Origin of the sequence: Streptomyces blattellae (assembly GCF_009709555.1) — a bacterium.
Classification (GTDB): Bacteria; Actinomycetota; Actinomycetes; order Streptomycetales; family Streptomycetaceae; genus Streptomyces; species Streptomyces blattellae.
On the sequence record NZ_WJBG01000222.1, the window covers coordinates 44,430 to 65,853 of the forward strand.

At 70.6% G+C, this 21,424-nt stretch carries 19 protein-coding genes and 1 tRNA gene; 11 read left to right on the forward strand and 9 right to left on the reverse strand.

The features are described 5' to 3' along the window. Positions 1-328 precede the first annotated feature (328 nt). From GFH49_RS31770 to GFH49_RS31785, 4 genes are all read left to right on the forward strand, one after another. Positions 329-3,055, forward strand: a complete 2,727-nt coding sequence (locus GFH49_RS31770; RefSeq protein ID WP_155059515.1) for a discoidin domain-containing protein — start codon at positions 329-331, stop codon at positions 3,053-3,055. Positions 3,056-3,393: 338 nt separating this feature from the next. Continuing rightward, positions 3,394-5,061, forward strand: a complete 1,668-nt coding sequence (locus tag GFH49_RS31775; RefSeq protein WP_155059516.1) for a pyranose oxidase — start codon at positions 3,394-3,396, stop codon at positions 5,059-5,061. Between the two features lie 21 nt (positions 5,062-5,082). Continuing rightward, on the forward strand, positions 5,083-6,006 hold the full coding sequence (iolE, locus tag GFH49_RS31780) for a myo-inosose-2 dehydratase (protein WP_155059517.1): 924 nt from the start codon (positions 5,083-5,085) through the stop codon (positions 6,004-6,006). Beyond that, positions 6,003-7,295: an FG-GAP repeat domain-containing protein gene (locus GFH49_RS31785; RefSeq protein WP_155059518.1), complete on the forward strand. Its 1,293-nt coding sequence runs from the start codon at positions 6,003-6,005 to the stop codon at positions 7,293-7,295. The genes iolE and GFH49_RS31785 overlap by 4 nt, the downstream gene beginning before the upstream one ends. A gap of 205 nt (positions 7,296-7,500) precedes the next feature. On the opposite strand, the gene GFH49_RS31790 is transcribed toward GFH49_RS31785, so the two are convergent. Next, positions 7,501-7,574: transfer RNA gene (locus tag GFH49_RS31790), tRNA-Pro, on the reverse strand. A gap of 101 nt (positions 7,575-7,675) precedes the next feature. Here GFH49_RS31790 and GFH49_RS31795 point away from each other — a divergent pair. The 3 genes from GFH49_RS31795 (at position 7,676) to GFH49_RS31805 (ending at position 11,241) form a co-directional block, all read left to right on the forward strand. Further along, positions 7,676-8,209, forward strand: coding sequence for a DUF309 domain-containing protein (locus GFH49_RS31795; protein WP_155059519.1), 534 nt, complete (start codon positions 7,676-7,678; stop codon positions 8,207-8,209). Positions 8,210-8,279: 70 nt separating this feature from the next. After that, the gene (gene cobF / locus GFH49_RS31800) at positions 8,280-9,056 is read left to right on the forward strand and encodes a precorrin-6A synthase (deacetylating) (protein WP_155059520.1); all 777 of its coding nucleotides are present in this window, start codon (positions 8,280-8,282) and stop codon (positions 9,054-9,056) included. 109 nt (positions 9,057-9,165) lie between these two features. Continuing rightward, positions 9,166-11,241 (forward strand): MDR family MFS transporter, encoded by a 2,076-nt coding sequence (locus GFH49_RS31805; protein ID WP_155059521.1) that lies wholly within the window; start codon positions 9,166-9,168, stop codon positions 11,239-11,241. 86 nt (positions 11,242-11,327) lie between these two features. Here GFH49_RS31805 and GFH49_RS31810 read toward each other — a convergent pair whose 3' ends face one another. Both GFH49_RS31810 and GFH49_RS31820 read right to left on the reverse strand, forming a co-directional pair. Continuing rightward, the gene (locus GFH49_RS31810) at positions 11,328-12,074 is read right to left on the reverse strand and encodes a cobalt-precorrin-6A reductase (protein ID WP_155059522.1); all 747 of its coding nucleotides are present in this window, start codon (positions 12,072-12,074) and stop codon (positions 11,328-11,330) included. A gap of 238 nt (positions 12,075-12,312) precedes the next feature. Continuing rightward, on the reverse strand, positions 12,313-13,089 hold the full coding sequence (locus GFH49_RS31820) for a sulfite exporter TauE/SafE family protein (RefSeq protein ID WP_155059524.1): 777 nt from the start codon (positions 13,087-13,089) through the stop codon (positions 12,313-12,315). Positions 13,090-13,200: 111 nt separating this feature from the next. Between GFH49_RS31820 and GFH49_RS31825 the strand changes: the two genes are divergently transcribed. Genes GFH49_RS31825 through GFH49_RS31840 form a run of 4 tightly spaced genes read left to right on the forward strand, consistent with a single transcriptional unit; the run spans position 13,201 to position 15,153 of the window. Further along, positions 13,201-14,007, forward strand: coding sequence for an alpha/beta hydrolase (locus tag GFH49_RS31825; RefSeq protein WP_155059525.1), 807 nt, complete (start codon positions 13,201-13,203; stop codon positions 14,005-14,007). Positions 14,008-14,055: 48 nt separating this feature from the next. Then, positions 14,056-14,313, forward strand: coding sequence for a WhiB family transcriptional regulator (locus tag GFH49_RS31830; protein ID WP_155059561.1), 258 nt, complete (start codon positions 14,056-14,058; stop codon positions 14,311-14,313). Beyond that, positions 14,310-14,789 (forward strand): Dps family protein, encoded by a 480-nt coding sequence (locus GFH49_RS31835; protein ID WP_155059526.1) that lies wholly within the window; start codon positions 14,310-14,312, stop codon positions 14,787-14,789. The genes GFH49_RS31830 and GFH49_RS31835 overlap by 4 nt, the downstream gene beginning before the upstream one ends. Before the next feature lie 31 nt (positions 14,790-14,820). Beyond that, positions 14,821-15,153 (forward strand): DUF3140 domain-containing protein, encoded by a 333-nt coding sequence (locus tag GFH49_RS31840; RefSeq protein WP_155059527.1) that lies wholly within the window; start codon positions 14,821-14,823, stop codon positions 15,151-15,153. 6 nt (positions 15,154-15,159) lie between these two features. Here the strand turns inward: GFH49_RS31840 and GFH49_RS31845 are convergent, their stop codons facing one another. The 6 genes from GFH49_RS31845 to GFH49_RS31870 are packed head-to-tail and all read right to left on the reverse strand — an operon-like array spanning position 15,160 to position 21,421. Further along, positions 15,160-15,852 carry an SDR family oxidoreductase gene (locus GFH49_RS31845; RefSeq protein WP_155059528.1) on the reverse strand — a complete coding sequence of 231 codons (693 nt, stop codon included), beginning with the start codon at positions 15,850-15,852 and terminating at the stop codon, positions 15,160-15,162. Further along, positions 15,849-16,724, reverse strand: a complete 876-nt coding sequence (locus GFH49_RS31850) for a cupin domain-containing protein (protein ID WP_155059529.1) — start codon at positions 16,722-16,724, stop codon at positions 15,849-15,851. Before GFH49_RS31850 ends, GFH49_RS31845 begins: the two co-directional genes overlap by 4 nt. Beyond that, positions 16,721-18,073, reverse strand: coding sequence for an amidohydrolase family protein (locus GFH49_RS31855; RefSeq protein WP_155059530.1), 1,353 nt, complete (start codon positions 18,071-18,073; stop codon positions 16,721-16,723). The genes GFH49_RS31850 and GFH49_RS31855 overlap by 4 nt, the downstream gene beginning before the upstream one ends. A gap of 21 nt (positions 18,074-18,094) precedes the next feature. Continuing rightward, a complete protein-coding gene (locus GFH49_RS31860; protein WP_155059531.1) occupies positions 18,095-19,105 on the reverse strand; it encodes an alpha-ketoacid dehydrogenase subunit beta in 1,011 nt (336 codons plus the stop codon). After that, positions 19,093-20,070 (reverse strand): thiamine pyrophosphate-dependent dehydrogenase E1 component subunit alpha, encoded by a 978-nt coding sequence (locus GFH49_RS31865; protein WP_155059532.1) that lies wholly within the window; start codon positions 20,068-20,070, stop codon positions 19,093-19,095. Before GFH49_RS31865 ends, GFH49_RS31860 begins: the two co-directional genes overlap by 13 nt. Continuing rightward, on the reverse strand, positions 20,057-21,421 hold the full coding sequence (locus GFH49_RS31870) for a M24 family metallopeptidase (protein WP_155059533.1): 1,365 nt from the start codon (positions 21,419-21,421) through the stop codon (positions 20,057-20,059). The genes GFH49_RS31865 and GFH49_RS31870 overlap by 14 nt, the downstream gene beginning before the upstream one ends. Positions 21,422-21,424 lie beyond the last annotated feature (3 nt).

Sequence of the window (21,424 nt, forward strand, 5' to 3'; positions counted from 1 at the left end):
GAGTGCGTTAAAGGCGCACGGGAGCGGTGGTCGCTACGCAGGGTTGTCAACATATCGCTCTGGGTAGTGCGAAGTTGACGACGGGAAGCACCCTGGGGAGGGCAGCAGGGATGACGGTGAAGGGTCTGGACACCGCCTGCCGGCCCGTCGTCCGTCTCTCGGGAGCGCCGTACATACGAGCGCCATACATACGAGCGCCGTACATACGCGTCCGCTGACGCTGTCGTCGTCCCGACCTGTCCCTCTGGCGCCTCGGCACGTGTGCCTGCGCGGCTCGGCCGAGCCTCCGTATCAGACGTCCCGTCCACCGATCCTGTGGAGATCCCTCATGGTGCATGCGCGAAGGCGACCCGCGTCGCCCTTACGGTCGTCACGCCGCGCCCGGCTGACGATTCCTGTCCTCATCGGCACGCTCCTGTCCACCGCCTCACTCGCCGACGCCGCACCCTCGGCGAGACCGGCGGCCCAACTCTGCCCCGACAAGGGGCACTCGGCGCCCTCCGACTGGGCGCTCACGTCCACCGATCCGTCGAACGACCACCACGCCTACGCGGCCAACGGCTATCTCGGGCAGAGCCTGCCGCCCGCGGGCACCGGATACTCCGTCTCGCAGCGGGACACCGGCTGGCCCCTCAAGACGCCCCGCTACGACGGGGCGTTCGTGGCCGGCCTCTACGCGCACAACGCGCAGACCGCCGACGACCGCCACGTCATCGCGGCACTCCCGACCTGGTCAGGGCTGACCGTCACCGTCGGGCGGGAGACCTTCGGCCCGTCGACCCCGGCCGACCGGATCTCGGACTACCGGCAGACCGTCTTCCTGCGCTGCGGCCTGGTGCGCACGTCACTGACCTGGACCGCCACGGACGGCCGGGCCACCGACCTGGTCTACGACGTCGTCGCCGACCGCAAGTACCGTCACGTCGGCGCCGTACGGCTGTCCGTCACCCCGCGCTGGAGCGGCACCGCGAGCGTCACCGACCTCATCGACGGCCGGGGAGCGCGGCGGATCTCGGCCACCGGGGACGAGCCCGACGGGTCCGCCGACGACCGGATCGCCGTGGCGTTCCGGACCGACGGCACCGGCGTGGACGGGGCGGTGGTGTCGACGCTGCGCCCGGACGAGGGCGTTCCGGTGCGTGGCCGGTCCCGTGGCGGCGAAGGGCTGACGGCGCACCAGTCGGCGATGATGCCGGTGCGCGACGGGCGTACGCACGCGTTCACCAAGTTCGTCGGCGTCGATACCGGGCTGACCTCCCGCCGGCCCGCGCAGAGCGCCGCAGAGGAGTCGGCGCGGGCCGCGGACCGTGGCTGGGAGCGGCTGCTGGGACGACACGTCGCCGAGTGGGAGCAGCTGTGGAGCGGCGACATCGAGGTGAACGGCCGCCCCGAGTTGCAGAGATGGCTGCGCTCCAGTCTGTACGGGCTGCTGGCCAACTCCCGGGCCGGGTCGCCGGACAGCATCGCCCCGGCCGGTCTGACCAGTGACGACTACGCGGGCCTGAAGTTCTGGGACGCCGAGACCTGGATGTTCCCGGGCCTGCTGGCCTTCCGGCCCGAACTCGCCCGGTCGGTCCTGGAGTACCGCTACCGCACGATGCCGGCCGCCCGGCAGAACGCCGTAGGGCTGGGGCGGCGCGGCCTGTTCTTCCCGTGGACGAGCGCCGACAAGGGGGACCTCACGTCGGAGTGCCACAGCGTGGAGCCGGATCACTGCCGCACCCAGATCCACCTCCAGGCCGACATCGCCCTCGCGGCCTGGCAGTTCTACCAGCAGACCGGCGACAGGCAGTGGCTGCGCGAGCGGGGCTGGCCCCTGCTCAAGGGCATCGCCGAGTTCTGGGAGAGCCGCGTGACCCGCAACGGCGACGGCAGCTACTCCATCAGGAACGTCTCCGGGCCCGACGAGTACAGCAACTACAAGAACGACGCCGTCTACACCAACGCGGCTGCCGCCACCGCGCTGCGCAATGCCAACGCGGCCGCCGGCGTCCTGGGCGAGCACGCACCGGACAGTTGGACGGCCATCGCCGACCGGTTGCGGATCCTGTACGACAACGAGTCGAAGGTCTTCCGGCAGTTCGACGGCTACCAGGGCGACCCGATCAAACAGGCCGACGCCGTCCTGCTGATCTACCCGCTCGAATGGCCCATGTCCGAGGAGGCGGCCGCCAACACCCTCGACTACTACGCCGCCCGCTCCGACCCGGACGGCCCGGCCATGACGGACTCGGTGCACGCGGTGGACGCGGCGGCCATCGGCAAGCCCGGTTGCGTCGCCCACACCTATCTGATGCGGTCCATCCGACCCTTCGTACGGGGGCCGTTCGCGCTGTTCTCCGAGGCGCGCGGGGAGCGGGCGGCCGGCGCCGGTGATCCGCACGCGGGGTTCCCCGCCGAGGACTTCCTGACCGGGAAGGGCGGCTTCGTGCAGGTCTTCACCCATGGGCTCACCGGACTGCGCACCCGCTCGGGCAAGGTGCACCTGGACCCGACGCTCCCTCCGCAGCTGTCGGAGGGCGTCACGCTCAAGGGCCTGCGCGCGCACGGCAGGACGTACGAGGTGGCCATCGGCCCCGAGGAGACGCGGGTGCGGCTGATCCAGGGGGAAGCGTTCGAACTTCAGACCCCGCAGGGCACGCAGGTCGTCAGCTCCGCGGCGCCCGCGGTCGTCAAGACCCGCCGCCCCGACCTGGAGCCGACGGACAACGTGGCCCGCTGCCGGCCGGCCGAGGCAACCTCGGAGCAGCCCGGCCTGTACGCGGGCGCTGCCGTGGACGGGGACGGGACGACGTTCTGGTCGCCCGAGGCGGCCGAGGCGCACCTGACCGTCGACCTCGGGCAGACGGAGCGCGTCTCCAAGGTCTCGGTGGCGTGGTCCGACGTCCGGCCGGCCTCGCACCGGCTGCTCGCCTCCGTCGACGGCGAGAGGTGGCGCGAGGTGACGCCCGGGGTCACCGCCCGCTTCGTGCGGGCGGAGGTGCGGGCGACGGACCCCGGTGATGACGGGAAGCGGCCGGGAATCAAGGAATTGAGGGTCGTTCAGGAGCCTTAATTCCACGGACCAGTCACAAAAGGATCAGCCAGGAAAGGGCTGTGCACCCCGGTTTTCGAACCGGGGTGCACAGCCCTTTCCATTTCCCCGCTTTCATCGCCCGCGCGGGAGCATGCGACAGCGCACGGAATGCATCCCCCGGCGCACGGAATTCACGCCTCGGGGCAGGCAAAACCTTGTCGTCTCATAACACAAGTAACCCGTTCAGGGGAATCCTGGAATCCACTATTTACGGAATACACGGCCGCCCGCTCAATGGAGTAGCCCCCCTTTTTTTCCGACAGAACGACTTCCTGGTCAAGACCGGCAATACGGCCTGAGAAAAGAGAGGCAGCATCATGAGCAAGTACGACGTCGACGTTCTCATCGTGGGAAGCGGTCCGGTCGGGGCCACGTTCGCGCGGAAGCTGGTGGACGCGGGACACCATGTCCTGATGATCGACGCCGGTGCGCAACTCTCCGGGAACTACGGAGAGCACCTCAAGAACAGCTTCCTGTACCAGAAGAACGTGGACCTGTTCGCGTCGGTCATCCGCGGGCATCTGCATCCGCTGTCCATCGCGATGGACGACTCCCCCGTGGTCACCCTCGACCCGTCCTCCTTCTCGTACAACCCCGAGGAATGGCCGGGGTTCGTCCTCAACAACCAGAACCCCGAGCAGAAGAAGCGCGACAACCTCGGCGCGTCCGCGGCCACGTACGCCGTCGGCGGCATGGCGACCCACTGGACCTGCGCCGTGCCGGAGTTCCACGCCACCCTGGAACGCACCTACAACGGCGAGGCCTACCCCATCGAAGCGACCGCGATGGACAAGCTCTACAAGGAGGCGGCCGGGCTCCTGCACAGGTCCGAGACGGTCTTCGCCTCCTCGGCACGCCACCTCCTGGTCCGTGAGGTGCTGCACCGCACCAACTTCACCGACGTGCGGGAACTGCCGCTCGCGGTCAGCGCGCGGCCCGACCAGGCGAAGTCCGACGCCGTGCACTGGAGCGCCGCGGACACCGTGCTCGGCCCGCTCGCCGACCCGCGCCACACGCCCACGCAGGGGTCGTTCCGGCTGCTGGCCGAGCACCAATGCACGAGGCTGGAGCTCACCGACGAGGGCAACGGCCAGCAGCGCGTGACCGGGGTGAAGGTCCGCAACCTCCGGGACCTGAACGAGAAGGTGACGATCAACGCCGAGGTGTACGTCGTCGCCTGCAACCCGGTGCTGACCCCACAACTGCTGTTCGCCTCGGGCCTGCAGAGCGAGTCGCTCGGCCGCTACCTGACCGAGCAGCCGATGGCGTTCTGCCAGACCGTGCTCAAGCAGTCGATCCTTGACGACGTCGTGAACCTGCTGGAGAAGTACCCCGACGCCAGGACGCGGGTGAAGGAGTACATCGAGAAGCAGAAGCAGAAGCAGGAGGAGAAGACCCCGGGCGCGGACCCCGTGCCGTTCCCGAAGGGCGAACTGGAGCCGAACCTGTGGATCCCGGCCGTGCCGGGGCAGCCCTGGCACTGTCAGATCCACCGCGACGCCTTCAGCTACGGCGAGGTGCCGCCCAACATCGACAGCCGGCTCATCGTCGACCTGAGGTGGTTCGGGATGTCCCGGCCGCGTCGCAGCAACCGAGTGACCTTCAGTAACCACATCAAGGACACCTTCGGCATGCCCCAGCCGACGTTCCACTTCGGGCTCACCAAGGAGGAGCGGGCCGACTGCGGCAAGATGATGGACCACATGATGCGGGTCGCCGCCCAGCTCGGCGGCTTCATGCCCGGATCCGAGCCGCAGTTCCTCACCCCGGGCCTGCCGCTGCACATCGCGGGCACCACGCGGATGGGCAAGAACGAGAAGACAAGCGTCGTCGACCCCGACTCGCAGGTGTGGAAGGTCAGGAACCTCTTCCTCGGCGGCAACGGCCTGCACCCGTTCGGCAACGCCGCCAACCCCACGCTGACCAGCGTCGCCATGGCGCTGCAGTCGGTCGAGAAGATCAAGACCATCCTGCCGAGCTCCTGAAGGCGTCGAGGAGGGACGACCATGACACCGATCAGGCTGGCCGAGACGCACCTCGGCATCACACCGACCTGCTGGACCAACGACGACTTCCCGCTGCTGGGCGACGACATCCCCTTCGAGCAGTGCGTCAGCGAGATCAAGCTGGCGGGCTTCGAAGGGTGCAGCATCGGCCACAAGTTCCCCACCGACGTGGACGCGCTGAACGCGGCGCTCGCGCTTCGTGAACTCAGCGTCACCGAGCCGTGGGTGAGCACGTTCTTCACCGTGCCCGGCATGCGCAGGCGGACGATCGCGGCCTTCGAGGAGCGGATGGACTTCCTCGACGCGATCAAGGGCACGGTGAGGACCCGGAGCATCGGGGTGGCCGAGTTCGGCAACTCCATCCACCTCATGCCCATCAGCCTCAGCGACTCCAAGCCCGTGTTCACCGAGGACCACTGGAAGGCGCTGACCGAAGGGCTCGACGAGATCGGCAGGCTCGCCGAGGAGCGGGACTTCCAGCTGGTCTACCACCCGCACATGGGCACCGGGGTGCAGACCCAGGCCGAGGTGGACACGCTCATGCGGCGCACCAACGCCGAGTACGTCCATCTGCTGCTGGACACAGGCCACCTGTACTGGGCCGGCGGCGACCCGGTGGCGGTGATCAACGCGCATGCCGACCGTATCCGGCACGTGCACCTGAAGAACATCCGCACCGCGGTGCGCGACAGGCCCGCGCTGGCCTCGGCCAGCTTCGAGGAATTCGTCAGGGCGGGCATCTTCACGGTCCCCGGCGACCGGACCGGCGCAGTTCCCTTCCACGCCGTCCTGACCGCCCTGGAGTCCAAGCAGTTCAAGGGCTGGCTGGTCGTCGAGGCCGAGCAGGACCCGCACGGCCCGCGACCACCGCTGTACTACGCCAAGCTGGCCCGCGAGTACCTGAAGAAGGAGCTGGGGCGGTGACCGCCTACGCCACGCCGGAGTTCACCGCGTCGGTCATCGACGCCGACCCCCGCGACGGCTACTTCCTCCAGGCCGTCGACATCGACGGCGACGGCCGCCCCGACCTGGTCGCCTCCGGTCTCAGCCGGGGCGAGGTCGTCTGGTACCAGAACCCGTCCTGGACGAAGCGGACCATCGTGTCCCTCACCGACCGCAAGCCCGTCGCCCTGGACGCCGCGGACCTCACCGGTGACGGTTTGCCGGACCTGGTCCTCAGTCACGACTACGGCGACTGCATGTTCAACTGCGGCCCGCAGGACGGCAAGATCTCCTGGTTGCAGAACCCCGGCGCGGGCAAGTGGGACGCGCCGTGGACCCGCCGGCACGTGGCCGGCCTGGTCGCCACTCACCGGGTACGGCTGGGCCACTTCACCACCGACCGGCGTCTGCAGCTGGCCGCCTTCCCGGTGGTCGGTCCGCAGGGCGGCGAAGCCGGCGTCCACTCGCCCGTGCACGTCATGCTGTACGACCTCCCCGACGACGTGCTGACCGCCGAGGCGTGGACGGGCCGGGCCGTGGACACCTCGCACTTCACCGTGGTGCACGGTGTGGTGTCGGCCCGCTTCCCCGGCACCCCGCGACCGGACCGGGAGTCGTTTCTGCTGGCCGGCGGTGAGGGGATCAGCTGGCTGGGCCCCGGTCCCGGCGCCGCGCCGGGTAGCCCCTGGCAACACGTCACGCTCGGTACGGGTGTGGCGCCGCAGAAGTCGCCTGAACTGGGCCGTTACTTCCAGGGCAGCGGCAACCTCGCGGTCGGGCGGCTCGGCGGACGGTCCTGCGCGGTGATCGTCACGCTGGAGCCGTTCCACGGCAACACCGTCGCGGCGTACGTGCGGCCCAACGGCACGGCCTCTCCGTTCGGCAGGCCGTGGCGGCGCAAGGTGCTGAAGGTCTTTCCCCATCCCAGCGCCCAGTACGACGCCGTAGGACATCACGTGGTCGTGGCGGACTTCGACAACGACGGGGACGACGAGTTCCTGATCGGCATGCGGGGGCCCGCTCCGGCGCAGGGCGTCTGGTACTACAAGCTCGACGCTCAGGGGAACACGCTCATCGAGCAGCAGGTGAGCACCGAGTCCACCGCCCGCATCGCCGTCGCGGACTTCAACGGCGACGGGAGGCTGGACTTCGCCATCACCGCCTACGACACGGTGGGTTACTACCGGACCAAGGACCCGAAGGTGCGCCTGTACACCAACGCCTTCGCCTGGCCCGGTCCGGTCACACCACCACCCGGCGGCGACGGCTGAGCGACCCGTCCGCGGCGGGGCGGTCCCCCGCCGCGGACGTCGCTGGGACACCCCGCGATACGGGTTCTGCACGGGGGTCTCCGCTGCGGCCGCCGACCTTCCGAGTAAAGGTGCCGACGAACGGCATGCTCAACCCCGAAGATCGGAAACGACCCATGCGAAAAGGGCCCCCACAGGCTCTCGCCTGCGAAGACCCTTCACACCGTCGGGACGACAGGATTTGAACCTGCGACCCCTTGACCCCCAGTCAAGTGCGCTACCAAGCTGCGCCACGTCCCGGTGCGCTGTCTCGCGGTGAACCGCGTGAGTGCGCGAGACAGAACTTTACCGCACGTCGGGGGCGGCGCCGAAAGGGGCGGGGGGCGCGGCAGAATCGAGGTATGGGAAGTGCATCCTCAGGAGGGCCGGTCGGGGCGCGGGATCGGGACGGTGAGGGGCGGGCGCGCAATGCGCGGCCGCGGGACGGGCTCGGGCGGCCGTTGGCGTACGGCGCGGAGGGGGTGGCGCGGCAGCCCGAGGGAGTCGTGCGCGGTCCGGAGCGGACCGTGGCCGAGGCGCAGGAGCTGCTGGATGCGGGGAAGCCGTTCCATGCGCACGAGGTTTTCGAGGACGCCTGGAAATCGGGTCCGGCGTCCGAGCGCGCCCTGTGGCGGGGGCTGGCACAGCTCGCCGTGGGGCTCACCCATGCGGCCCGCGGGAATCTCACGGGCGGTGTCCGGCTGCTGCGGCGTGGGGCCGGGGCCGTCGAGGAGTGGGCGTCGGGCGCCGGGGAGCCGCGGCCGTACCGGATGGATCTGGCGGGCGTCGTGGCGTGGGCGCGGCAGCTGGCGGCCGACGTGGAGCGGGACGGGGTGGCCGTCGACGCGGCGGCGCGTGCGCCTCGGTTGCGCGGGGGCTCGGAGCGGGGCTCGTAGGAAGCGGGGCTCGTAGGACTCGTAGGAGGCGCCGCACGCGATGTCAGTGGCGTGCGGCAGACTCGGGGGCGTGCGAAAGATTCATGTCATCGGTATCGGCGCCGGCGATCCCGACCAGCTGACCCTGCAGGCGGTCAAGGCTCTGCGGAGCACGGACGTGTTCTTCGTCCTGGACAAGGGCGAGGTGAAGTCCGACCTGGTCCGGCTCCGCCGGGACATACTCGACGCACACGTGCCCGCGGGGACGTATCGCGTGGTGGCGGCACGCGACCCGGAACGGGACCGGTCCGCGGGCGGCTCGGCGTACTCCCCCGCCGTCGGTGACTGGCGCAGCGCCCGCGCCGACATATACCAGCGGATGATCGCCGAGGAGCTGGGCGAGGACGAGAGCGGTGCGTTCCTGGTGTGGGGAGACCCCGCCTTGTACGACAGCACGCTCGGGATTCTCAAGGAGGTGCTGGAGCGGGGCGCGGTGGCGTTCGCGTACGACGTCGTGCCCGGCATCAGCAGTGTCTCGGCACTGGTCGCCCGGCACCGGACAGGGCTGAACCGGGTGGCCCGGCCCGTGCAGATCACCACCGGGCGACGGCTCGCCGAGGGTTTCCCGGACGGCGTGGACGACGTGGTCGTGATGCTCGACGCCCACCAGACCTTCCTGCGGTACGCCGACCAGGACCTGGACATCTACTGGGGCGCCTACATAGGCACACCCGACGAGATCCTCGCCTCCGGCCCGATCGCCGAGGCCGCGCCCCGCATCGAGCGGCTGCGTGCCGAGGCCAGGGAGCGCAAGGGCTGGATCATGGACACGTATCTGCTGCGGCGCCGGAAGCCGGAGGAGTCGTAGGCGAGCGGCGACGACTGGGCACATCCACCACGGCACCCACCGCGGCCGTCGCCACTCCACCAGCCCGCCTCCGCATGCGGCCCCGCCCCGCCGGTGTGATCGTGGCCTCGTGACACTCGCCGAAGAGAGCGTGCCGCCCGCCGTTCAGCCGCCCGTGCTGGACTCGCGGCAGCGGAACATCGTGTTCGTGACGATCATGCTGGGCATGCTGCTGGCCGCCCTCGACCAGACCATCGTGGGCACGGCGCTGCCGACGATCGTGTCGGATCTCGGCGGTGCGGAGCACATGTCGTGGGTGGTCACCGCGTACCTCCTCGCGGAGACCGTGGCGACCGTACTGGTCGGCAAGTTCGGCGACATGTTCGGCCGCAAGGTGGTCTTCCAGGTCTCGGCGGTCGTGTTCATCACGGGCTCGTTCCTGTGCGGGCTCGCGGGCAACATGACGCTGCTGATCGTCTGGCGGGCGATGCAGGGCGTCGGCGCGGGCGGCCTCCTGGTCACGTCGATGGCGCTGATCGCCGATGTCATCCCGCTGCGGGAGCGGGGCAAGTACCAGGGTGCGATCGGTGCCGTGTTCGGCGTCGCCACGATCATCGGACCGCTGCTCGGCGGTCTGTTCACCGACCATCTGACATGGCGCTGGGCGTTCTACATCAACGTCCCGATCGCGATCGTCGTCGTCTTCGCGGCCGCCCGCACGATCCCCGTGGTCAGGTCGGCGACCCGGCCGGTCATCGACTATCTGGGCATCGCGTTCGTCGCGGTCGGCGCGAGCGCGCTGATCCTGGCGACGAGTTGGGGCGGCAACGAGTACGCATGGGGTTCGGGCGTCGTCATCGGCCTGTTCGTCGGCGGTGTGGTGGCGCTCGGCCTGTTCTGCTGGGTGGAGACGCGGGCGGCTGAACCGATGCTGCCCATGCGGCTGTTCGCCAATCCGGTGTTCACGGTCTGCGCCATCCTCAGCTTCATCGTCGGGTTCGCGATGCTCGGCGCGTTGACGTATCTGCCGACCTATCTGCAGTACGTCGACGGGGACTCGGCGACGGTCTCGGGCGTCCGCACGCTGCCGATGGTGCTCGGCCTGCTGGTCGCGTCCGTGTTCAGCGGCAACGTGGTCAGCAAGACGGGGCAGTACCGGTACTTCCCGATCGTGGGCTCGCTGGTGATGGGCGTCGGGCTGTATCTGATGTCGTTGATGGGACCGGGCACCAGCGCCTGGCTGGAGTCGGTGTACATGGTCGTGCTCGGCGTCGGCATCGGCCTGTCGATGCAGGTGCTGACGATCGCCGTGCAGAACACCGTCGAATACGCCGATCTGGGCACCGCGACCTCGGGCGTCACCTTCTTCCGTACGCTGGGCAGTTCGTTCGGCACGGCCGTCTTCGGCACGATCTACACCAACGCGCTCACGCCGAACCTCACGGACGGCATCGCGTCCGCCGCGCAGGCCGGAAACCTGGACCCGGCCACGCTCACGAGGGCGGCGACCAGCCCGGACGGCGTGCACGAACTGCCGTCGCCGGTCGCCGCGCCGATCATCGACGCCTACGCGGACACCCTCCAGACCGTGTTCCTGTGGACGGTCCCGGTCGCGGCCGTCGGCTTCCTGGTCGCGCTGTTCCTCCGGCAGGTCCAGCTGCGCGACAGCGCACGCGCCGGCTCCACCGACCTGGGTGAGGGCTTCGCGTCACCGCGCGACGCGGACTCGCAGCGCGTCCTCGAAGCGTCCGTCGCGAAGATCGTCGGCAGCGCCGGCATCGACGCCGCGCGCCGGATCGTGCAGGGCTCCGACACCCGGCTCGACATCGCCGGTGCCTGGGCCGTGATGCAGGTCGAGATACTCAACCGGCTCGTCGGTCATGCCAGCCTCGGCCTGATCGCCGCCCGCCGCCGCATCCCTCCCGAGGTACTCCTCCCCGTCTTCGACCGCATGGTCGACGAGGGCTACCTCACCCGCGACGGCTTCCTCCTCTCGCACACCGACGCCGGCGCCCGCGAGGCGCAGGTCATCAGCCGGGCCTGGGGCACCTGGCTGGAGGACCGCGTCCGCCAGGACATCGGCCATCCGGCCGGCACCGACCTGCGCGCCGCCGTCAGCACCATCGCGAAGCGCCTGCTGGTCGAGGACTTGAGCGACGGGCTGACCGGTCGGCCCGCGGAACTGGCGTCGAGCGCGGCGCACTGAGAAGGTGACCCCGGCGGTTGGTGGCCCCAGCGGTGGAGGCCCCAGCGGCTGGGCCACGCCCTCCATCGGCCGTATCCCCGGGCCGGTCACGCCCCGCTGAGCCCGAGCCGGTCCACCACCCCCGCCACGTCGGGCACCGCGTCCACGCCTCGCGGCAACGGGGGACGTCGTACGACCACGACCGGCAGGGCGAGTTCGCGGGCGGCCGTGAGTTTGGCCGCTGTCGCGTTTCCGCCGCTGTCCTTGGTGACGAGGACGTCGATGCGGTGGACGCGCAGCAGGGCTTTCTCGGCGGTCACCGTGAACGGGCCGCGGGCCAGCAGGACTTCGGTGTCCCGGGGCATGGGCGGCTCCGGCGGGTCCACGGACCGTACGACGAAGTGCAGGTCGGTGAGGTGGGCGAAGGCCGCCAGGCCGAGTCGGCCGGTGGTGAGGAACACGCGGTGGCCGAGTCGGGGCAGCAGATCGGCCGCCGCGTCCAGCGACGGGACGGGGTGCCAGCGGTCCTCGGGTCCCCGCTGCCAGCCCGGGCGGCGCAGGACGAGCAGCGGCAGCCCGGTCACCGACGCCGCCTCGGCCGCGTTGGCCGTGATCGACTCGGCGAACGGGTGCGTGGCGTCGACCAAGGCGTCCACGCGGTGTGCGCGCAGCCACTCGGCCAGACCCGCCGCGCCGCCGAAACCCCCGATGCGTACGTCCCCTTCGACCGCCCCCGGCGTCGACACCCGCCCCGCGAGCGACGTGGTGACACGGATGCCGGGCCGTGTCACCAGGTCGGCGGCCAGGCGGCGGGCCTCGGCCGTGCCGCCGAGGACGAGGATGTGCGGGGACATGGGGCGAGCCTACGGCCACGAGGCCGCTGCCCCCCGTGATGTGCGCCGCGTTCGGCCGGACGTACGCCACCGGCTGTTTCCACGACCCGCGCTCGCGCCGGTCGTCGTCGTACGCGTCACGGCCACCGCCACGGCCACCGCCACGGCCACGGCCACGGCCACGGCCACCGCCACCGCCACCGCCACGGCCACGGCCACGGCCACGGCATGCTGCGCCCGCTGTCGTCGGCCCGGTGGTTCAGCGCAGGAGCAGTTGCAGGCCGCCCACCACCGTCGCGGCGATCACCAGCTGCTCGAACAACCGCTGGTTGATGCGGTTCACCGCCCATGTGCCGATGAACGCGCCCGGCACGACGAACGCGACGAGCGCGGCGTCGAGAAACAGCGAGCGGCCGTCGATCAGGCCGAGGCCGACACTGAAGGGCACCTTGGACACGTTGACGATGAGGAAGAAGAAGGCGGAGGTGCCCAGGAAGCCGAGCTTGCGGAAGCCCGCGGAGAGGAGATACATCGACATCACCGGGCCGCCCGCGTTGGCGACCATGGTGGTGAAGCCGCCGAGGACGCCGTACGAGCGGGCCTTGATCCGGCCGGAGCGGGTGGCGACCGAGTCCGGCTCCTCCGCCTCCGCGTCGGCCGTGCGCCGCCGCCACACCGTCACCGCGGCCATCACCAGCAGGATCGTCCCGATCGACGTCCGGACGATCGCGTCGTCCGCCCACACCAGGAACAGCGTGCCGCCGACGACGCCCGCGGCGACGGCGGGGAACAGCCGCCACAGCGTGGGCCAGTGGGCGTGCCGCCGGTAGGTGAGGACGGCGAGCACATCGCCGGCGATCAGGATCGGCAGCAGTACGCCGGTGGAGGCGCGGGCGGGCAGCACCGCCGCGAAGATCGCGAGACTGACCGTGTTGGCGCCGCTCACCGCGGTCTTCGAGAATCCGACGAGGAAAGCCGCGGCGGCGAGGGCGGCGAACTCCCAGCCGGTTATGTGCCAGAGCGTCATCGTGTCCATGCGGAGACCGATGCTAATTGCAGCTAACCGGTGGCCGTAAGGACCGTCTCGCCTTATGGTCCCCGTTCGGGAACCGTCCCCGGGCCCCGCACCGACACAGCAGGAGGCGCCATGACCGACGTCCGCGAGCACGTCCTCACGGGAACGTGTGGACCGATCACCGCACGCGAGTGGACGGGCCCCGGAACTCGCTACCTCGCGCTCGTGGCGCACGGCTACGGCGAGCACATCGGCCGCTACGAAGGGGTGGCCGATGTGCTGACCCGGCACGGCGCCGCCGTCTTCGGCCCCGATCACACCGGGCACGGCGACTCGGCGGGAGAGCGCGTGCTGATCGAGGACTTCGAGGATGTGGTCACCGATCTGCACCGGGTCGCCGACCTGGCCCGGGGCAGGTACCCGGACCTGCCGGTCGTGCTGATCGGGCACTCGATGGGCGGCCTCGTCGCCGCGCGCTACGCCCAGCGGTACGGCGCCGAACTGGCCGCGCTGGTGCTGTCCGGACCGGTGATCGGCGACTGGAAGCTGCCGGGGCGGCTGCTCGCCCTCGACGAGATTCCCGACACGCCGATCAGTCCCGCCGCGCTCTCGCGTGACGCCGGGGTCGGCGAGGCGTACGCGGCCGATCCGCTCGTCTGGCACGGCCCGATGAAGCGGCCGACGGTGGAGGCGTTCGCGCGGACCTTGGAGACCGTGGCCAAGTCCGGTGCCGTCGGCCTTCCGCTGCTGTGGCTGCACGGCGCCGACGACCGGCTGGTGCCGCTCGCCGGGAGCCGGGTCGGCGTCGAGGAACTGAGCGGCGGTGCGCGGACCGAGCGGATCTATGCCGGGGCCCGGCACGAGGTGTTCCACGAGACGAACAGCGCCGAGGTGTTCGCGGACCTGCTCCGCTTCCTGGACGAGGTGCTCGGGCACTGACATCTCACGCCACGTTTGCACCAGTTGGCCCTGGGCACCCGCGCCCGCATGGAGTGGTTGCGCAGTGCGGCCTGCGTGGGAGAAGACCCCGAACTGTTCTTCCCGGTGGGCACGTCCGGACCGGCGCTGCGGGACCTCGCGGAGGCCAAGCGCGTCTGTGCCCGCTGTCCGGTCTCCGGCGAGTGTCTGACGTGGGCGCTGGACAACGGCCAGACCTCGGGCGTCTGGGGCGGCACCGGGGAGGAGGAACGCGTTCGACTGCTCCGTGGCAGCAGACGCCGTGCGGCAAGGAGGAGCACATCATGACCGTCGTGAAGAGCACGCTGCCCGAACCGGCCCGTAGGGTCGTCGGGGAGGCACTGCAGAGCACGCTCGTGGATCTGCTCGGGCTCTCGCTGATCGGGAAGCAGGCGCACTGGAACGTCGTGGGCCCGCGGTTCCGTTCGATCCATCTGCAGCTCGACGAGGTGGTGGCGGCTGCCCGCGGCTACGCCGACACGGTCGCCGAGCGTGCCGCGGCGCTCGGTCTGCCGCCGGACGGCCGGCCCGAGACGATCGCCTCCGCGTTCACGCTGCCCGGCCCCAAGGGCGGCTGGCTGCGTGACACGGAGGTCGTCCAACTGCTCGTCGACGCGCTGGAGGCGGCCGTCGGACGGCTGCGTGAGCGTGTGGACGTGACCGAGAAGCCGGATCCGGTCACCCAGGACCTGCTGATCGGCATCACCCGCGAGCTGGAGAAGCAGCGGTGGATGTTCGACGCCGAGAACTGGCCGCGCGACTGACGGGCGAGAGCACGAACGGAAGAGGCCCATCATGACCGACGCCCTTGAACTCGACGCGCTGTGGGACGAGTTCCACCGCGTGGTGAACATGACCTCGCAGGAACTGGCCGCCTGGCTGCGGGTCGCTGACGCCGACGAGGAGACCGAACCGCTTCCCGAGCACGCCGGTTCACCGACCGGGCGGCATGTGCTGGCGATCCTGCAGAAGCGCCGCACCGACCTCACGGACGACGACGTCCGGGTGATGTACGAGGTGGTGGACTCGGTGACCGAGCAGGCGGACTCCGGCTACGGGCCGGAGCCGGAGGAGACGCGCCGTCGGCACCGGCTGATGACCATCGGCCACGACCCGCTGAAGGCGTGAGGCGCCTCAGCCCAGCAGCCAGCCCCCGTCCACGCTCAACTCCGCCGCGTTGACCGACCGGTTGCGCAGCAGGAAGTCCACCGCGTCCGCCACGTCCGCCATCGTGGCGAGCCGTCCGGTGGGCGTCTCGGTGCGCAGCGCCGCCAGCGCCTTCTCCGGCTTGGCCAGCCAGTACGGGCTGTCGCCCACGACTCCGGGATGGATTGTGTTGACGCGGACGGGGGCCAGCTGGACGGCGAGGGCGTGCATCAGGCCGGTCATCCCGGCGTTGACGGCCGCCACCGTCGTGGCCCCCGGGTAGGGCCGTTCCTTGGCCTGCCCGCCGAACAGCACGATGGCGCTGTCGTCGTGCAGCCGGGTCCGCAGGACGTGGACGACCTCCGGGTAGCCGACCAGCTTCAGCGTGACCAGGCTCAGTGCGGCGTCGATGTCGTACTCGTCCACCAGGTTGTCGTCGCGGGTGACCCCGGCGAGCACCAGATGGTCGACGCGTCCGACGCCGGCCAGCGCCGCGGCGATCTCGCCCGGCCGCGACAGGTCGAGGGCGAGGCCGCGGGCCGCGCCGGTCTCCTTGGCCACCGTGCCGGCACGGTGGGCGTCGCGGCCGGTGAGCACGACCTCGTCCCCGCGCCCGGCGCGCATGCGCGCGAACTCGCGGCCGATGCCTGACGTACCGCCGACGACGAGGACGCTGCTCATGATCCCAATGCCTCCCTCAGATAGTCCCAGTCCCGGGTGAACCGGTAGGAGTGGCGCACCGGCGGCTGCGGCGCCTGCGTCTCCAGCCAACGCACCGGCCCCTGGCCGGCGTTGGCGAATCCGTGCACACATCCGGCGCCCGCCCAGGCGCAGTCGCCCGGCACCAGCCGGTACGTCGAACCGTCGAACGTCGCGTCCACCACGCCTTCGAGGATCAGATACGTCTCCTCGAAGGGGTGGTCGTGACTGCCCGCGACGCCGTCGGGCGCGTACCGCACCATGAACATCGTCGAGGCGACCGCGCCCAGGTCGCCGTCGACCATCATCTTCACGGTGATGCCGCTGTAGACGAGCAGCGCGGTGCGCATGCTCGCCGAGACCGCGAGCAGGTCCTGGGACTGCTTTCCCGGGTCCATCTGCTCGGGCTCGAAGTGCCCGAACGACCGGGTGCGCGGGTCACGGACGTCGACACGGACGGGGTCGCGCGCGGGCAGCGCGGGCACCGCCTGGGTGTCGTGGCCGTAGCGGGCACGCGGCACCGGGGCGAGCATGTCGGCCCAGCGTCCGCCGGTGTCCCCGGCGCCGCGCCAGGCGTGCGGCACGCCGGCCGGGAGGAGGCCGTAGTCGCCCTCTTCGAGGAGATACGACCCCTCGGGCACGTCGAGGATCACCCTCCCGTCGAGCACGTGGAAGCTCTCCTCGTACGAGTGCACGTGGGCGGCCACTCGGCCGTCCGGCCGTATCTCGCAGAGGCCGAATCCGGTGTGCACGCTGCCGTCGTCCTCACCGACCACCGTCCGCCGCCGGTGGCCCAGTTCGTCGTACGGCGGCTCGGCGAGGTCGGCGGCTCGGCGCACCAGGTACCGGGTCATGCCGCGTTCTTCGCCTCCTTGGCGGCCAGGAGCCGGTCACGGGACTCCTGGACCAGTCGCCGGGCCCGGTCGACGTCGGCCACGAGCCTGCCGTCGCGCTTGCGGATCACGCCGTCGACGATGACCGTGTCGACGTTGGAGACGTCGGCCGACAGCGTGACCGCGGCGGCCGCGTCGTGCACCGGGGCGACGTTCAGCGCGGTGGCGTCGATCGCGACGACGTCGGCCCGCTTGCCGGGGGTCAGGGAGCCGGTGCGGTCCTCGACGCCCGCGACGTGGGCGCCGTTGAGGGTCGCGATCTCCAGCATCTGACGTGCCGTCAACATGGTGTCCGGTACTGGGAGGTTGGCCTTCCAGCAGTCGGCGTTGACGCGGGCGCGCTCGGCGCCGAAGGCCGCGCGGATCTGGGTGAACATGTCGCCGGGCACCGTGGTGACGACGTCGATGCTCAGGGACGGCCGCAGCCCGTACTCGATGGCCTTCATCACGGGCGGCCACCCGTGTCCCATCTGCACCTCGACCTGCGGCGCGATCGACACCGTACCGCCGCTGTCGGCGACCATCTGCCACTCGTCCTCGTGCAGGTAGCAGCAGTGGAGGTAGGTGGTGTCCGGGCCGAGGAGCCCCAGGTCGTGCAGCTGCTTGACCATGCCGAAGCGGCCGGCCAGGCGGCCCATCGCCACATGCACGGTGATCGGGATGTCCAGGTCGCGGGCGAGGGCCCACTCGGCGGTGACGACGTCGTTGGTGCAGAAGCCGGGGCCGCGGGTGGCCAGCGCCATGGTCAGCAGACTGTCGTCGGAGGCGAAGTAGGTGCTGCGGATCCGCCGTACGTCGTCGCCCGGCATCACGATCTTGCTGTCGAACCAGTAGTCGGCGAGCGAGGTGTTGGCGCTGCCGTACGCGTACTGGGCGCGGATGCCGGTCTCCGTGAGCGCCTGGATCGCGGCGTCCGGGTGGGCGGGCGTGTTGTTGATGTGCGACCAGTCGACGAGGGTCGTGATGCCGGCGTTCAGGCACTCCAGGGATCCCGCGAGGTTGGCGGCGTACACGTCCTCGGGGGTGTAGAGCGGTGCGAAGGTGTCGAGGATGTCGACGAAGTAGTCGTCCAGGGTGGCGTCAGGGGCGACGCCCCGGATCGACGCCTCCCAGGTGTGGCGGTGGGTGTCCACGAAACCGGGGATCACGATGCGGCCGGTCATGTCGAGGACCTCGGCGTCCGCCGCTATCTCCGGCCGCACCGCCGCGATCCTGCCGTCCTCGATGAGAACGTCCCCCTTGGGCAGTTCTCCGATCTCGGGGTCCATCGAGATGACGTGCCCGGCGCGCAGGAGTGTCCGCTTGGTCATCGTGCTTCCTCCCATAGGTTTTCAATACGCGGCGAGGCTCCGAACCGCCGCCACGACCTTCTTTACGGTCGGGATGACCTGTTCTTCCAACGCATCGGCGAACGGCAGCGGAACGCACTCCCCCGCCACCCGGCGCACGGGCGCGTCCAGCAGGGCGAACCCCTCGTCGGCGACGACCGACACGAGGGTGGCGCCCCAGCCGCCCTGGTACGGGTTCTCCTCGACCGTCACCAGCCGCGAGGTCCGGGCGAGCGAGGCGAGGACGGCGGCGACATCCAGCGGGACGAGGCAGCGCAGGTCGACGACCTCCGCCCGGATGCCTTCCGCAGCGAGCAGTTCGGCGGCCCGCACCGCCACCGGCACCATCGAGGCGAGCGCCACGAGCGTCACGTCGGCGCCTTCGCGGACGACGGCCGCGCTCCCCAGTTCGACCACGTGACCGGGCGGCGGCGGTGTTCCCTTGCTCGCCAGCAGGCCCTTGTGCTCGAAGAAGACCACGGGGTCGTCGCTGCGGATCGCCGCCGCCATCATGCCGATCACATCGGCGGGCGTCGACGGTGCCGCGATCTTCAGCCCGGGGATCGTCAGCGCCCAGTTCTCGGTGGCCTGGGAGTGCTGGGCGCCGAAGCCGAGCCCGCCGCCGTTGGCGGTGCGCACGACCAGGGGCACGGTCACCTGACCGCCCGTCATGTAGCGGACCTTGGGTATCTCGTTGGCGAGATAGTCCCAGCAGCAGGCCAGGAAGTCCGAGAACATGATCTCGGCGACCGGCCTCATCCCGGTCATCGCGGCGCCCATCGCCGCGCCCACGATGGCCTGTTCGGAGATGGGCGTGTCCCACACCCGCTCCGGCCCGAACTCCTCTCGCAGGCCCACGGTCGTCTTGAAGACCCCGCCGGCCTCGCCGATGTCCTCGCCGAGACACACCACCGCCGCGTCGCGCCGCATCTCCCGCGCGATGCCCTCGGCGACCGCGTCCCGGTAGCTGATCTCCCGTGCGCCGGCCGCCCGTTCGGCTGTCACGTCCGCCATGCGGCACCTCCGTCGGCCCATACGTCGGTCAGCGCCTCCCCCGGATCGGGCCCGGGCGCGGCCTTCGCCGCCTCGACCGCCTTCTCTACGACATCCCGTGCGCGCTCGTCCGCCGCGGTGACCGCCTCCGGCGCCACGCCCAGCTCGACGAGCCGCCCGCGGGCGAGGTCCAGCGGGTCCCGCTTGAGCCAGAGTTCGACCTCCTCGGCCGGGCGGTAGGTCGCCGGATCGGCGCGGCTGTGCCCGAAGTGCCGGTAGGTCTGTGCCTCGACGATGGCGGGCCCGTCTCCCGCTCGGGCCCGCCGGGCGAGACGGGTGACCGCCTCCTGGACGGCGACGACGTCGTTGCCGTCGACGCTGTCGCCGGGGATGCCGTACGCGGGCGCACGGTCGGCGGCGGGGCGGGCCACCGCCGTGACGTCGGCGATCGGCGTGTACTCCATGTACTGGTTGTTCTCGCACACGAACAGCACCGGCAGCTTCCATACGGCCGCCAGGTTCAGGGCCTCGTGGAAGGCGCCGATGTTGGTCGCGCCGTCGCCGAAGAAGGCGACCGCGATCTGGCCGGTACCGCGCAGCCGGGCCGACCAGGCGGCGCCGACCGCCATCGGGAGGTGGGCGCCGACGATGGCGTAGGAGCCGAGCATGCCGGTGGAGGCCTTGGTGAGGTGCATCGAGCCGCCCTTGGCCTTGCACAACCCGGTGGCCCGGCTCATGAGTTCGGCGAGGCACTCCTCGGGGGTGGCGCCGCGTGCCAGGGCGTGGTGGTGCCCGCGGTAGGTGGCGAACACGTAGTCGTCCTCGCGCAGGGCGGCGCTGGTGCCGACGGCGATCGCCTCGTGTCCGGCGGCGAGGTGGGTGGTGCCCTTGACCAGGCCGTGCAGGAACAGGTCGTGGGCGGCCTTCTCGGTACGGCGGATGACGGCCATCTGCTCGTACCGGGCGAGGAGTTCAGTGCCGTCCATGACTGGTCCCCGTGTTCCGGTGAGACTGCCCGGTCCCGGTGTTCAGGTGGGACTGCGCCTCACGCCGCGTGTTCAGCTCGCCGCCCACCGTCCAGTACTTGCGTCCCGCCACCAGCAACTCCTCCGCCGGGAACTTGGTGATGACCTCGCAGCCGTCGGCGGTGACGACCAGCTCCTCCTCGATCCGGGCGGCGGACCAGCCGTCGGCGGCGGGCCAGTACGTCTCCAGTGCGAACACCATGCCCTCTTCGAGGACTTCGGGGTGGTCGAGCGAGACCAGACGGCTGAAAATCGGCTTCTCCCAGATGGACAGGCCGACGCCGTGGCCGTACTGGAGGGCGAAGGCCGCCGTCTCGTCGGCGAAGCCGAACTCCTCGGCGCGTGGCCACACCTGGACGATGTCGGCGGTGGTGGCGCCCGGCCGGACGAGGGAGATCGCCTGGTCCATGTACTCCCGGCAGCGGACGTAGGCGTCGCGCTGGGCGCGGGAGGCGCTGCCGACGGCGAAGGTGCGGTAGTAGCAGGTGCGGTAGCCGAGGTGGCTGTGCAGGATGTCGAAGAAGGCGGGGTCGCCGGGGCGGATCAGCCGGTCGCTGTAGACGTGCGGGTGAGGTGAACAGCGTTCGCCGGAGATGGCGTTGACGCCTTCGACGTACTCGCTGCCGAGGTCGTACAGGACCTTGCTGACGACGCCGACGCACTCGTTCTCGCGTACGCCGGGGCGCAGCTGGCCGTACAGCTCCTCGTACGCCGCGTCGACCATCGCGCAGGCCTGGGTGAGCAGGGAGATCTCGTCGCCGGTCTTGATGCGGCGGGCCTCCAGGAAGACCTGCTGGCCGTCGACGACGTCGATGCCCTCGGCGCGCAGGGCGGCGAGGACCGGCATCTCGGCGACGTCGATACCGAGGGGTTCCTGGGCCAGGCCGTGCTCGCGCAGCTCGGCGGCGATCTTCCGGGCGACGTCCTCGGCTATGCCCGCGTCCGGGTGGAAGGCGCCGCGCAGGGTGGAGATGCCGGCGCGGGCGCCGGTGGGCGGGCCGCCCTTGCCGTCGCTGTAGTCGAGCCACGGGTTGTAGAGCTGGTGGTGGCGGGCGGCGGAGCCGAAGTCCCAGACGACCGGCTCGCCGCCGCGGGTCAGCAGGGCGAAGCGGATCAGCTTGTCCATCGCCCAGGTGCCGATGTGCGTGGCGGTCATATAGCGGATGTTGGCGAAGTCGAAGCTGAGCAGCGCGCCCAGCTCGGAGCGGTTGAGCTGTTCGTTCAGCCGGGCCAGGCGCTGCCCCCGCAGCCGGTCCAGGTCTACGCGCTCTTCCCAGTCGACGGCATTGGGTCCGAATGTGCGGATCGCCATGGC